Source organism: Agrobacterium bohemicum (genome assembly GCF_002896715.1).
Classification (GTDB): Bacteria; Pseudomonadota; Alphaproteobacteria; order Rhizobiales; family Rhizobiaceae; genus Agrobacterium; species Agrobacterium bohemicum.
In genome coordinates, this window is the sequence record NZ_PGEL01000024.1 from 321,101 (window position 1) to 335,184 (window position 14,084).

Below are 14,084 nucleotides of genomic sequence, written 5' to 3' on the forward strand. Positions count from 1 at the left end.
TTCGATGACTTGATTGTCAGTGATTTCGGTTGATAGACAAGTGATGCCGGTGGGCAGCAATTTCAATGTCCGGTATCTCACTTTGTCTCGATTGCGGCAAGGGCGGCGGCAAGCGCATCGTCGCTGAGCGTCACAAATGAAGCGTTTTCCGTGTAGACCAGAGCGCATGTAAAGGTCTTGCCTGGATAAAGCGGCGCCAGAATGCTCTTGTAAATGGCAAGCTGTGCCTTGTGCGCCAGAGATATGTCGGCATCTTTCTCCGGCGGCACGCGGTTGGTTTTGTAATCGACCAGAATGACCCGGTCGCCTTCCACCGCCAGCCGGTCGATCCGACCGGAGACCGCGTAATCCTTCGTGCCCAACCGCAAGGTTCCCATGATGGAGATTTCCGCGCGACTATTGTTGGAAAAAGCAGATTTGAGCGCGGGTGCTGACAGAACGTTAAGCGTCGAGCGAATCAGATTTTCGCGGTCCGTCTCCGGCCAGAACCGGGCGGCGCGTTCCGCATACCGGCGGGCAGCATCGTCGCGCTGTTCCAAGGGGTATTCCGGCAATGTCTGCAGCATCCGGTGCACCAGCTTGCCGCGTTGCAAGGCAAGGCCGGATGAGACCTCCTGTTTGGCAAATAGCGGTGAAGTGACCAGCAGGTCCTCGGATCCGTCATCGATGATCGTTCCGGCACCGGAAGGGCTGAGCGGACGCGGCAGAGCTGGTGGTGGAGCCAAAGGCTGCATCAGCGAAAGTGGCAGCACCTCCCGAACGGGAAGGGGCAGCGGTTCGGTTTTGGTGATTGCCTTGGCGTCTCRGCTGGTCGAGTGCCACAAGAGACCATCCCAGTCTTCGCCGCCTGCGGAAAAACCTTGGCGTTTGCAGCGGGTTTCATCCGCCGCCAGCGAACGCGCAATCATCGCATGCCAGCAATCGAGANTTTCCCGGGGNNCCCGATAGCCACAGACGATCAAGTGATCGGCAGCACGCGTCATCGCCACGTAGAGAAGACGGCGATATTCCTGCTCAGCCGAAAGCTTGAGTCGGTCCTCATCTTTCGACACCAGCGCATTGTCAAAACCTTTGCCCGGCAACCAGATGGGTAGCGAAGCATCATGGGTTTCGATGAAACGCAGTTTCGGCAGATGGCTGTGGATGAAAGCCTTCGAGCCGCCGTCGACCAGAAAAACAACGGGCGCTTCAAGACCCTTGGAGGCATGCACCGTCATGATGCGGACTTCGCCGCGTTCCTTGTCCTGTTCGCGCTTGATTTCAGGCGCGTCGGTTTCCATCACGGAAATAAAGGATTGCAGGCCCGGAAGGCCGGTCCTTTCATGATCGAGCGCGAAGGACAGAAATTCGTCCATAACGTCGCTGGCTTCATTGCCCAGCCGTCCGAGGAATTTTGCTCGACCTTCATGCAGGGTCAGCACGGCAGCAAAGAAGTCATGGATCGTCTGCGTTTTTGACAGTTCGATGAAGTGTAGAAGTTGGGCCACGGAAACCGTGAAATGGCTCCCTTCCGGCTGTTCTGATACCGCTCGCAAATACTGCCAGACGCTGGTATCCGGCGGGCGTTTGGCGGCGATCTCGAAGATGTCTTCTTCTGAGTGATTGAACAGCGGGCTTTTCAGCAGTGCCGATAGCGACAGGTCGTCCTGCGGCAACAGCACGAAGCGGCCAAGCGCCAGCAAATCCTGAATGGCGATGTGGTCGGTCAGCCGCAGGCGGTCCGCACCGGCAACGGGAATGTTCTTTCGCTGTTTTAGCTCGCGGGTCAGCGCGTTGACGAAGGCGTGGCGCTTTCTGACCAGAACCAGAATATCACCCGCCTCGATAGTGCGTTCCACGCCCTTTTCCACCACCGTTTCCTTGCCGATCATCTCAGCGATTCGCGCTGCGATGCGGCGCGCGACGATGGCGGGCGGGGCGCTTTCGCGCAGCGCATCGAAGGGTGCCGTCCAGTCCTCTTCATTTTCCACCGGCTCGGCGGCAATCATGTCCCACAGTTCAACGGTACCTGCCTGTCCTTGGCGGTTGGAGCGGTGCTCGACGGGCTCCTTCTCGGCGCTCAACCCCTCCGCATGTTCTGGCAGGGAAAAGACCTGATCGACGGCGGCAAGAACATCGTCTGTGGAGCGGAAGGACAGGGGTAGACGGACGGAATGGAATGTCTGTTCCACCGCGGTGACGCGCCGCTGCGTTTCCCGGCTTTCCTGCGAAAAGCGTTCCGGCCGCGCGCCCTGGAAGGAGTAGATCGACTGTTTCTCGTCACCTACGGCGAATACTGTGCGCCGCCCCTCACGCGCCGTGTGACCATGGAAGAAATCAGCCGCCAGCGACTGGATGATGGACCACTGCACAGGGCTGGTGTCCTGCGCTTCGTCCACCAGAATGTGATCGATACCCTGATCCAGCTTGTAGTGAACCCAGGCTCCGGCCGTATCGCGATTCAAAAGCGTCGCAGCGCGCTCTATCAGATCCTCGAAATCCAGCTGGCTGCGCTGTTTCTTTAAATCCTCGAAATCACCGATCAACCGTTCTGCGAGAGTCAGCGCATGTCTGGTCGCTTCCAGCATGCGGATGGTGCGGTATCGATCTCGGCAGGCGACGACATGGGCACGAGCCGCTGTCAGGTTGTCCAGCAGGGTGGGTGCAGACNTTTGCATGGCCTTGTTGATAACGTAAGCGTCGGACTTCGGCGCGCCTTGCGAGGTCNAAAGAGCAGCTTCAATGAATTCGACGCGCTTGAAAACATCTGTCGTACGTGCGGCTTCACGAAGGGCGTAGGCGACATCGATGACACGCGATCCGCCGATTTCGTCGCTCAGGGTTAGGTAGGTTTCCATCGACAGGCCGGAAAGACCGGGCAGGGGCCAATAGGCCGCCGCTGCCGTTTCTTCTGTTTCCTCCGCGCCAACCCCTGCCTTGGCCCGCAGCGCGGCATCGACTCCACCGCTCTGGCGTGCCTGTTGAAGAAAGCCGTTTAGCGCGTTGCGGTTGGAAACGATGGCGCCGAGCAGCGCCTCCAGCCCGGTCTCATCGGCGATATCGAGAACGTAAGCCAGCGCGTGCGCCAGCGGCTGATCTGCCTCCATGGAGACGGCGGTCAACAGCGTGCGGCGCGCTTCTGCCAACAGCGCGCTTGCGGCACGATCATCCAGTACCGAGAAATGCCCGGCGACATTCGCTTCCAGCGGAAACTGGTGCAGCAGCGCTTCGCAAAAGGCGTGAATGGTCTGAATTTTCAGGCCACCCGGCGTTTCCAGCGCCTTGGCAAACAGCCGCCGTGCTTCCTTCAGCTTAATGAGATCGGGAACACGGCCTTCGATGGCGGTGATGCGATCACTGAGATCGGCGTTGGAGAGTGTAGCCCAGTCGGCGAGACGGTCGAACACACGGCTCGACATCTCCGATGCCGCCGCCTTGGTGTAGGTCAAGCAAAGGATCGCGGATGGGCGGCATCCGGCCAGAAGCAGGCGGATCACCCGCTGCGTCAGAACGTGAGTCTTGCCAGACCCGGCATTGGCCGACACCCAGGCGGAGCTGGTGGGGTCTGACGCGCGGGTCTGCTGCGCGCTCGTCCAGTCGATCCAGCTTTTCGGATCGTCCTGCTCAGGGCCGTGATCGATGATGTCATTCAGCATCGCCATCTCCCGGTTCTGCCGTCGACCATTCGGAGACACGGGCAAGGTGGTCATATTCGCCGCCATAGGCCTGCTGCTCTTCGGGAATCAGCCGCGAAACGAAGCCGTTTTTGCCTTCGCGCAGCGAAATCAAGAACTTGGCAAGTTGGTCGAGGGAATCACTCGCCAGCTCCACTGCCGATTTCGGCGCGGTTTTGGCTGTTGCCTTGGTGTGTTCGTTGTTGATCGTATCCGTGCCAAAGCGCTCGCCTGGGCGCAGGCGCACATAGATCAAATCCTCCGGTGTCGGAGAGCCCGTATCGCGGAAGGCACCGCGCATCAGCGCCGCCGCTTCCAGCGCCAATTGCGGATCAAGCAGCGAACGCGCCTGTTTGACGGAAGGCGAAAGTCCGGTCTTGTAATCGATGATATCGGCCTTGCCGGATGTCTTGATGTCGATGCGGTCGGCGACGCCGGTCAGGCGAATGCCCGCTTCCGGAATTTCCTGCCCGGCCCTCGCCTCTATGTGGCTGCGCTTGACCAGTGCGCGACGATCNTTTTCCCATTTCAGAAACTCGCGCGCGACAGCTTCGAAGCGAGGCCGCCAGACCACATCGATATGCGGTGGCAGGTTTTCCGCATCGAAACAGGCATGCAGCACCCTGGACATTGCCTCTTCGGCAGCGGGCGTACCGGGCACATGTTCTTCGCGGGAATAGGTTTCCATGATGCGGTGATAGAGTGTTCCACGGTCGGCAGCACCCGGATCACGGTTGAATTCATCCAGCGGATCAAGCTTCAGGATGCGTCGCGCATAGATGGAATAGGGATCGCGCCGCAGCCTTCCAACTTCACTGAAGGAATAGGATTTTGGTTGCAGCTCTGCCGGCGGTGTAGGTGCAGGACGCTTGGCGGCTTGCTGGCTATCGCCTTCATCCAGCATGGTAGCCCAATGGCGGTAGGCCGTGCCACGTGCCTTCAATGTCTCGGTAAACTCTTCCCCGCCCAGCGCCAGAAGCCGTTGCAGCCAGCGTGAGGCGACGGCGGGGGTGGAGCCCTGGCGCAGAGCGCGGGTGTAGAAAATATGTCGCGTGCCATTCGCCATCTCGAAATCATGCGCCAATTGGCCGATGCGTCGTTCCGGTGGCTCGAGCCCGATGGCGGTTTTCATGTTACGGGACAGGAAAGGATTGTTGGCTGTCTGGCCGGGCCATATGCCCTCGTTCAAGCCGCCGATGATGACGGTATCGACGCTTTGAAGACGGGCTTCCAGCGCACCAAAAATGAAGACACGAGGGTGGCGCATGGCGCGAGGCTTGATCGATTCGCCAGCAATCAGCGCCGTCATGATGTCGATCCATTGCGGACCGTTGGCTTCCAGCACGCTGCCGCACTCCATCAACTCCGAAAGAAGACCGGACAGTTTTTCGCCCGCCTCATGCGACCAGAGATTGGCCAGATCACCTTTTTCATCGATGCATATGGCTTCGATCACCCGCCCTGTTCGCTCTGCCCAGTCGGCCAGCGTAAGCCGCGCCGTTAAACGGCCACTGATGGGGTCTTTGCGGACAAAAGCCGCATCCAGCGGTTCGATGGCCCTCTTGATCTGACGGGCCAAATCGGCAGCGACGATGGCAGTGCCCTCAGTCAGAGATTTCCGCCATTGCGGCGGATGCCTGTCGTCGGTCTGGAGGGCGATTTGCTGTTGCAGAAGGGTTTCCAACGTGTCGAGCGTCGTTTCTGTGCGACCACCGCGTAACGCCAGCAGTTCCAGGCCGGCAACGGCCTGGCCCACGTCTGCTTCGCCAAGACCGAAGCGGGCGAGGGGGTGTTTGAGCAGAGACATGACCGCAACGGGATCACCGGGACGCAAGATGGCTTCGAGCGCCAGCATCAACAGACCAGCCTGCTGCGTGGCTGACAGCGGCGTACCAGCGGAATCGTCGGCCTCGATGCCGAAGCGGGCAAGCTCTGTCGCGACGCGGCGCGCAAGCCCACGGTCCGGGGTAATCAGTGCCGCCTGTGATTGGCCGCCTATGCCGGGCTTTTCGAGCGCCANGCGAAGGGCAATGGCGATGGCCGTTGCCTCTTCGCGTTCATTGGCGGCTTCTATGATAGACGCGGTGGCGAAGGCCTCATCGAAAAATGCATCGCTTTTTTCGGAGCGCCATTCATTCCACTCGCTGGTTGCCTTGGCCGGGGCAAGGGCCGTGGAAAAGATCGCGGCACGGTTTTGCAGGTCGGCGTCCAGCACACCGATCTGCTCGGCCTCGTTACGCGATACGCCGAGCTTTTGCAGCAGGATGAACAGGCCATATTGCGAATGCGTGCGGCTGGACGGATCGTCAGGGCTTTCATTGATCGACTGCCACTGGTCCTCGGGCATGTCTATGTCTAGGCCCGGCAGAACGACGGTTCCCTGAGGCAGGGCCGCGACTGATACAATCAGGTCCGCCGCTGCCGGGATGGAGCCGGTGGAGCCAGCAACGATGATGGGATCGTCCGATCCGATCTTTGTCAACCGCTCGGCTTCCGCGCGTAAAATGGCGTTGCGGTGCCGCCCGGCTGAGGATTTGTTGAGTTCTTCTAGCCGTGCGGGCCAGAAGACGCTGGCAATTTTCAGGAAATCGGCGGTCAATTGCCACCATTGCGCATGGTCGGCGGTGTTGAGCTTGGAGAGCGCATCCCAATCCCGATCTTCCGTGTCCATGGCGTCGATGACTTCGCCCAGCGAGCGTGCCAGCCAGATGGCATCGGCCGGGCTTGCGGGGGCGACCAGCGGCGAATCGGAATGAACGGCGCGGATCGCATCCGGCAGGCTGTTGCGCCAGGCAAGGATCAGGCGTGCAAGTTCGACCAGTCGCGCCGTGCTGGAAATGGGTGGCGCGAGATCGATGGTTGCGGGCGTTTCGACATCGAAGAAGCCGCTATCGTCATCGGTCTCGCCCAAGGGACGGATGATGGGCAGAATGGCCGACTGGCCGCCGAGCAGATCCACGAATTCCGAACGCAGTACACGCGCCGAACGGCGGGTGGGAACGTAGATAGTGACCTTGGCCAGCGACAGCGGATCAGCGGCATCGTAACGAAAGCCGGGTGTCAGCCTGCCATCGCATAGTGCTGCTGCCAGCGTTCTGAGGAAAGGCGTTCCGGGGGCGATGGTTAGAATACGCTTGGCGTGCGCCAATGGGTCATCTCACTATTCGGTTGCTTTAGAGGGCTGCGATGGTTCGTTCCGCATCTTCTATAGCATCCGGCGTGCCGACAGTAATCCATTGACCGGAAAGTGACAGGCCAAAAAGCCTGTTTCCGATAATGGCACGGTCGAAATAGATGTTGAGATTGAAGGCATCTGTAGGCGCGTCTTCCAGGAGCCGCGTATCCATGGCGATAGCACCGGCATAAACCACCGGACGCGGCTCACCTTCGTTGTAGCGAGTCAATTTCCCATCATCGGCGAGGTTGAAATCCNTTTTGCCGTTATGGCCAGTCGTCCGGTCCATGTCGACGCAGAGCAGCGCCATGTCCATGGTCTCAGGGTCGAAAAAATGTGCAAGCCTCTGCAGATTAGTGNTTTCATCAGGCGTTTCGCCAACCCAGAACAGGTCGGCATTCATCACGATAACGGGCCCAGGTTCCAGCTGTTTCAAGCCCTTGGCCAGTCCGCCACCGGAATTCATCAACTGTTCCCGTTCGTCCGAGATCAGGATTTTAACGTCTTTACGCGTCTCAAGATGATCGACCATCTTGTCGGCATGATGGTGCACATTGATGACGATAGTTTCGACCCCGGCCTCAACAAGCACATCAATGACGTAATCGATCATCGGCCGCCCGGCGATCTTGACCAGAGGTTTGGGAATCGTATCGGTAATCGGCCGCATTCGGGTACCCAGACCCGCCGCCAGCACCATCGCTTGTCTGATCGTCATGGGAGACACTTCACTCTTTGTGGATATCGATGCCTGCACGCTCGAACCAATAACGCAGGATGTCGAGATCGGGATGTTCCAGCGCTGAGCCCAGATAGGCGAATGTGCGTGGCATGTGTTTCATATAATGCGGCTTGCCGTCCCGCTTCATCAACCGCACCCAGATTCCCGCCAGCTTGCAATTGCGCTGGGCTGCCATGATCGCGAAAGCTCTCAGGAAGGATGCTTCATTGAAAGCAGGGTTGTTGCGCCTGATGCCGAGATAGTGCGCCATCAACCGCGCCTGCATATCAGGTGAAATCGTAACCCGCGCATCCTGAATGATGGACGCCAGATCGTAAGCCTTCGGCCCTATCATAGCATCCTGAAAGTCGATGATCCCAACTCGGTCAGTGCCGGNTTTCTCGGGTTGCCAGATTATGTTGGGCGAATGAAAATCTCGCAGCAAAAGCCCGGTTTCCGCATTATCGAGCTTTTCGATTAACTGGTCCCATACGGCAAAGAAGCCCTGCCTCTCACTGTTATCGATTTCTGCGTCATGAATATACGGCAGGTACCAATCCAAAAGCAGCGATGTCTCGATCTTCATCGCATCCGCGTCGAAGCGCGGCACTTGATAGGTCGTGCCATTCGTGAGAGTGATATCGCCAGAAGCGTAGGCATCATGCAACGCTGCGAGACAAGCGACGCTTGCCAGATAGCGCTCCTCAATTGGATTGCCCTCGGCATCCAACACCCCATCGCGACCCATATCCTCCAGAAGCAGAATGCCGCGCTCCAGATCCTGCGCTAGGATGGCGGGTACGGAAAAGCCGTTGGCTGAGAGGTAGTTGTCGATTGCAACGAANGGGGTGACCTCGCGGGCGAGATGCACGATTTCGGCGTAGGTCTTGCCATCCTTGATGACTGGCCCTTTTGGGGGCGGCTGCCAATCCATCAGCAGGGATTGGCCCTTGATGTCGCTTACCAGCTCATAGGTGCGATAGGCGGCATCGCCGCTGAAATACTGACGGGAGGCGTTCTGTTTGCCGTTTTGATCAAGAAAATCGCGGATCGCAAGTACTCGCTCAAACCGCGCTCTTTGCCTCGGCGGTGCATCGATGGTCGCCACACGTCCTTCGCTCTGGTGGGTCAGGCGCAGCGTGATCGTGCTGTCATTGGGCAATACATTTGCCGCCATCTCCGGCCATTCGATCAGGCAAACGCCATCGGTCAGCATCTCGTCAATGCCGAGTTCATCCAGTTCGGAGGCATCAGACAAGCGATAGAGATCGAGATGCGCGACGGGAAACCGGAGATCGTAGGACTGGACGATGGTGAAGGTCGGACTGGGTACCTCGAGATATTGATCACCGGCAATTGCACGGATCAGCGCGCGCGCCAGCGTTGACTTCCCGGCACCGAGATCGCCGATCAGCGCAATGCAATCGCCGGGCTGTACGGTCAGCGCCAACTCCTCGCCAAGCCGGATCGTCTCGGCTTCATCGGCGAGGNAAATGGAAATAGGCGGAACCGTCTCGTTCATTCTGCGGCGATGGAATGCGGATGTGAGCCGGATGGAATGCGGCAACTGACCACGGTGCCTTCACCGGGGCGGCTGTCGATGGTGACATTACCGCTGTGGAGACTGACAAAACTTTCAACGATGGAAAGGCCAAGGCCAGCGCCAGTGCGGCGTCCGCCATTGCCACGTGTCGAGAAGCGGTCGAAGACGGNTTTTAGCATGTCTTCCGGGATACCTGGTCCTTGGTCTGCCACTGAGAAAACGAAGTCGCCTTCGCTGCGCTGGCACGTCAGCGTAATAGCCGATCCCTCGGGTGCAAAGTTTGCGGCATTGGTCAAAAGCTTGATGAGAATCTGCTTCAGACGCTGATGGTCGGCAACGATTGCACCCAAATGCGCAGGGGCGATGATCTCCAGCAGAACACCGCTTTCCTGCAAGCGATCCGTTATCTGCACCGACACATCGGCCAGAAGTTCGTTCAGATCGTTTTCGGTATAGTTGAGATGCATGATGCCTGCGTCAACAGTCGCCAAGTCAAGAATGTCGTTCACAATTGTCAGCAGTACGGATGAAGACGTGGAGATGTGATCGAGATATTCCGCCTGACGGTCACTGAGATCACCGATGGCGGGCGTTTTCAGGAGATCCGTAAAGCCAATGATATTGGTCAAAGGCGACCGGAGTTCGTAGGACACGTGCTGGACGAAGTCGTTCTTAAGCTCGTCGGCCTTGCGCAGCGCTTCGTTCTTTTCCTTCAGTGCCCGTTCTGCACGCACGCTGTCTGTCATGTTGACGAAGGTCAGCATGGTTTGAGAATCCGGCAAAGGAATAATCGCGTAATCCAGCACGAGGCCTGACAAAAGTTCGAGCGTGCCCTGTTTCGACAGGCGTTCATCATCGAAACTCGTGATGAACTGGCTGAAAGCGCGCCAGCCATCCGGCTTTTCATAGGATTGCGAGCAGGCTTCTTCTATGGAGCGAATATGCTTACCAGCCTCGGCTTCTTCGCCGGTGATGGCCCACAGCGCGCGGAAGGCGGGGTTCGACAGGCGGATGCGTCCGTCTGCACCAAACACGGCTACACCTTCGGAAAGATGGTCGATGGTTTCACCCTGAACCTTAACCAGCGTGTTGTAGCGCATTTGCAGGTCGACCTGCTCGGTCAGGTTTTCAAAGACCCAGGTTGCGCCGCCCTGCGGATGCGCTGTTGCGATTACACGCAGCGTCTGTCCGTTCGGCAAATGCCAGAGATCTGTTTTCGTATCGAGGGAACGGTAGACAGCGAGAGCCGTCTCTTTCCAGCTCTTCCAGTTCAACTGTTCCGGCAGTTTGCCATCGGAGCGCAGGCGGTCCAGAAGCTCGGAATTATCCGGTTTGGATTCCAGCAGAACAAGATCGACACCCCAGAGACTGACGAAGGCCTGATTGTAGAATTGCAGGCGCTGTCGGCCATCGAAGATCGCGACCGGTGTTGCCAGATGATCCAGTGTCTCGGCGTGGCTTTTAAGGGTGCGTTTCAACTCTTCACGCACGGTTTCGGCTTCCGTCGTGTCGATGGCTATGCCCGCGGAACCGCCCGGCGTTTTTATATCGACAACATCGAAAAAGGTTCTGTTGCCGGAAACGACGGTGGAGATGCGGTCATGATAGGGTGATTCAGGTGTGGCGCTCGCGCGAATTTTCTGGCGTGTGACAGTGTTCAGCAACTCGCGCTGTTCGCTGACGGCCTCATGTGGGTTGCGGGCGTCCACGCCCTGTGCATACGCGTGGTTCACCCATGTCAGTGCACCATCGGAATTGCGTCGCCAGACGGGCTGCTCAATACTGTCGAGAAGATCCTGGAATGTCGAGATCGACGATACCAACCGCTCACGCTCGACTTTAAGATTGGCAAGCTCTGCACGCAGATTATTGAGCGCCACNAAACGGGCAAATGCCTTGCCGCCGGACACGCGACCTTGAACCTCTATCACCTCGCCGCGCTGCGTCTCGACGGTCAGGTCGAAACTCTGCGCGTGGCTGCGCAGTTTTTCAATGGCTTTTTCAAGCGGAGCAGCGGACGCCGGCCGAAGCCAGCGACCGAAGGCCAGAAAATCGTGATCGGCCTGTGGTACCCCAGTTTCTGGTGGTAGTTGACCTATGAATTCCGCTCTTTGGCTCGAGCTTTCCCAGATCACGATACGGCGCGACTTATCCGCAATCAGTGCTTCGTATTTCGAAATCTTTGCATTGGCTTCGGAGAGCGCCGCTTTGAATTCGTTGGTCTCAGCTTCGATGTTTCCACGTTGGCGAACAAGCCAGACGATGGAAAATAGCGTCGCTGAAACGACACCGATAAACAATGAATAGGTTATGGTTTCTGAGGACGAGAACAGGCGTTCTCCAGTCTGCNAAACCGTGTTTTGCTGTGCTTGCGCAACTGTCGCAAAGCCGCTCAAGACAGTTCCCGTCATCAGGACGGAAAGTGTCTTCGCTCNTTTGCGAATAACGCTCACTGACCCCGCAAGCGAGGCTTTCAAGCGACTACGCACCGGCGCATCCAAGCTGCCCGGCTCATGGTGGTTTTTCGCCCGCTTTTGCGCGCGTGAATCGTCTACCGTCATCCCCGGTCTGTCTCCGTCCTATGTGCCGCATTCTCGACAAGACATCCCATTTCCGCACGCTATGCCCGCGCACGAATCAAGTCTTGTGACAATACCGCCTTCGGAAACCCCCGTGAAGGGAGGGTGCNAAAAGATATGGCGGACTTTGTCAAGCCCGCCATATCCATATCTAGTACATTAATTGTGGATATTAACCATAAAATCAATATCTGTAGTGTTCAGCCTTAAATGGACCTGTCTTGGACACGCCAATATAATCTGCCTGAAGATCAGAAAGTTCTGTCAGCTTCACGCCCAGCTTCTCAAGATGCAGACGCGCAACCTTCTCATCCAGGTGCTTTGGCAGCACGTAGACGTCGTTCTTGTACTCGCCCTGCTTCGTGAACAACTCGATCTGGCCCAGAACCTGGTTGGTAAAGGACGCAGACATCACGAAGGATGGGTGACCCGTAGCATTGCCGAGGTTGAGCAAACGGCCTTCCGACAGAAGGATCATGCGGTTGCCCTTGGCGAACTCGATGAGGTCTACCTGCGGCTTGACGTTGGTCCACTTCAGGTTCTTGAGAGCAGCAACCTGAATTTCGTTGTCGAAGTGGCCGATGTTACCAACGATGGCCATGTCCTTCATCTCGCGCATATGCTCGATGCGAATGACGTCCTTGTTGCCGGTGGTGGTGATAAAGATGTCAGCCGAGGCGACGACGTCTTCCAGACGAACGACTTCAAAACCGTCCATGGCAGCCTGCAGCGCGCAGATCGGATCGATTTCCGTGACCTTGACGCGAGCGCCAGCGCCCTGAAGCGAAGCAGCAGAACCCTTGCCAACATCGCCGTAACCGCAGACGACGGCAACCTTGCCTGCCATCATCACGTCGGTGGCACGACGAATGCCGTCAACCAGCGATTCCTTGCAGCCATACTTGTTGTCGAACTTCGACTTGGTCACGCTGTCATTGACGTTGATCGCAGGGAAAGGCAGCAGACCCTTCTTGCTGAGGTCGTAGAGGCGGTGAACGCCTGTCGTGGTTTCTTCGGTCACACCCTTGATGGCATCGCGCTGCTTGGTGAACCAGCCCGGAGAGGCGGCAAGGCGCTTCTTGATCTGGGCGATGAGGATTTCTTCTTCCTCGGAATCAGGCTTGGACAGAACGTCTTCGCCAGCTTCCGCGCGCGCGCCGAGCAGAATGTACATGGTGGCATCGCCGCCATCGTCTAGGATCATGTTGGAGAAGCCGCCATCGGTCCACTGGNAAATCTTGTCGGTATATTCCCAATATTCGGTGAGGCTTTCACCTTTGACTGCGAACACCGGAATACCGGTTTCGGCAATGGCCGCTGCCGCATGGTCCTGGGTGGAGAAAATGTTGCAAGATGCCCAGCGAATGTCAGCGCCCAGTTCCTTCAGCGTCTCGATGAGAACAGCTGTCTGGATGGTCATGTGCAAGGAGCCGGAGATCCGTGCACCCTTCAAAGGCTTGGTCTGGCCGAATTCTTCGCGGCAGGACATAAGGCCCGGCATTTCGGTTTCGGCGATGTCGAGTTCCTTGCGGCCGTAGGCGGCCAGGTTGATATCGGCAACGATGTAATCTTTTTCAGCACTCATAAGTATCTCCTGCTCAAAGGTGGCAGGGACGAACCGCTGCCTTAAAGATAGCTGCGGTTTATCAGGCTGGGATCAATCTGGCAATAATGATATAAAGAAGTCTTTATGTCTTTATATGCGTGGTTATCAAACCTCTTCGCCGAAACGGTCTGCAACTAGCGCTTCAAGTGCTGACAATGCCTCTTGCGCCTGATTGCCGCTGGCTTCGACAACGACAGTGCAGCCTGGGCTGGCAGCCAGCATCATCAGGCCCATAATGGAAGTGCCACCAACGGTCATGCCATCTTTGGAGACAGTGATTTCTGCGTCGAAACCATCAACCATCTGCACGAATTTCGCAGACGCTCGGGCATGAAGGCCGCGCTTGTTGACAATCAGCAATTCCCGCGAAAGAGGCGACATTCAAATGAACTTTTTTACTTGCCGCTGAGAACGCGGCTGGCGACATTGATGTATTTTCTGCCAGCATCCGAGGCCTCCTGCAAGGCCTTCTCCATGTTATCTTCGGTGCGAATGCCCGCAAGTTTGATCAGCATGGGTAGATTGACGCCTGCGATGACCTCGACATTGCCATTATGCATGACGGAAATGGCCAGATTGGAAGGCGTACCACCAAACATATCGGTCAGAATAATGACGCCATTGCCGTCATCGGCGCGGTCTACGGCATCGAGAATATCCTGCCGACGTTGATCCATGTCATCTTCGGGACCGATACAAACTGTCTCGATCAATTTCTGAGGACCGACCACATGCTCTACCGCGTGTCGGAATTCCTCAGCCAGCTTGCCATGGGTGACAAGCACTAGTCCGATCATTAAATGCTCC

The 14,084-nt window shown here is 57.4% G+C and carries 8 protein-coding genes; all 8 read right to left on the bottom strand.

Annotation, left to right across the window (positions count from 1 at the left end; genetic code table 11):
• Nucleotides 1-77 precede the first annotated feature (77 nt).
• Entirely contained in the window at nt 78-3,635 is a 3,558-nt protein-coding gene (gene addA, locus CUC55_RS11950) for a double-strand break repair helicase AddA (RefSeq protein WP_103087964.1), read from the bottom strand.
• A complete protein-coding gene (addB, locus tag CUC55_RS11955) occupies nt 3,625-6,801 on the bottom strand; it encodes a double-strand break repair protein AddB (RefSeq protein WP_103087965.1) in 3,177 nt (1,058 codons plus the stop codon). Before addB ends, addA begins: the two co-directional genes overlap by 11 nt.
• Nucleotides 6,802-6,826: 25 nt before the next feature.
• Nucleotides 6,827-7,546, bottom strand: coding sequence for a nucleotidyltransferase family protein (locus CUC55_RS11960; protein ID WP_103087966.1), 720 nt, complete (start codon nt 7,544-7,546; stop codon nt 6,827-6,829).
• A 10-nt stretch (nt 7,547-7,556) separates the two neighbouring features.
• Complete coding sequence (gene tsaE / locus CUC55_RS11965) at nt 7,557-9,071, bottom strand: tRNA (adenosine(37)-N6)-threonylcarbamoyltransferase complex ATPase subunit type 1 TsaE (RefSeq protein ID WP_103087967.1); 1,515 nt, start codon at nt 9,069-9,071, stop codon at nt 7,557-7,559.
• Nucleotides 9,068-11,503 (bottom strand): sensor histidine kinase, encoded by a 2,436-nt coding sequence (locus CUC55_RS11970; RefSeq protein WP_245417747.1) that lies wholly within the window; start codon nt 11,501-11,503, stop codon nt 9,068-9,070. The genes tsaE and CUC55_RS11970 overlap by 4 nt, the downstream gene beginning before the upstream one ends.
• Nucleotides 11,504-11,855: 352 nt before the next feature.
• Nucleotides 11,856-13,256, bottom strand: coding sequence for an adenosylhomocysteinase (gene ahcY / locus CUC55_RS11975; protein ID WP_103087969.1), 1,401 nt, complete (start codon nt 13,254-13,256; stop codon nt 11,856-11,858).
• A 126-nt stretch (nt 13,257-13,382) separates the two neighbouring features.
• A complete protein-coding gene (locus CUC55_RS11980) occupies nt 13,383-13,658 on the bottom strand; it encodes an HPr family phosphocarrier protein (protein WP_067646147.1) in 276 nt (91 codons plus the stop codon).
• A 14-nt stretch (nt 13,659-13,672) separates the two neighbouring features.
• The gene (locus tag CUC55_RS11985) at nt 13,673-14,074 is read right to left on the bottom strand and encodes a PTS sugar transporter subunit IIA (protein ID WP_067646150.1); all 402 of its coding nucleotides are present in this window, start codon (nt 14,072-14,074) and stop codon (nt 13,673-13,675) included.
• Nucleotides 14,075-14,084 lie beyond the last annotated feature (10 nt).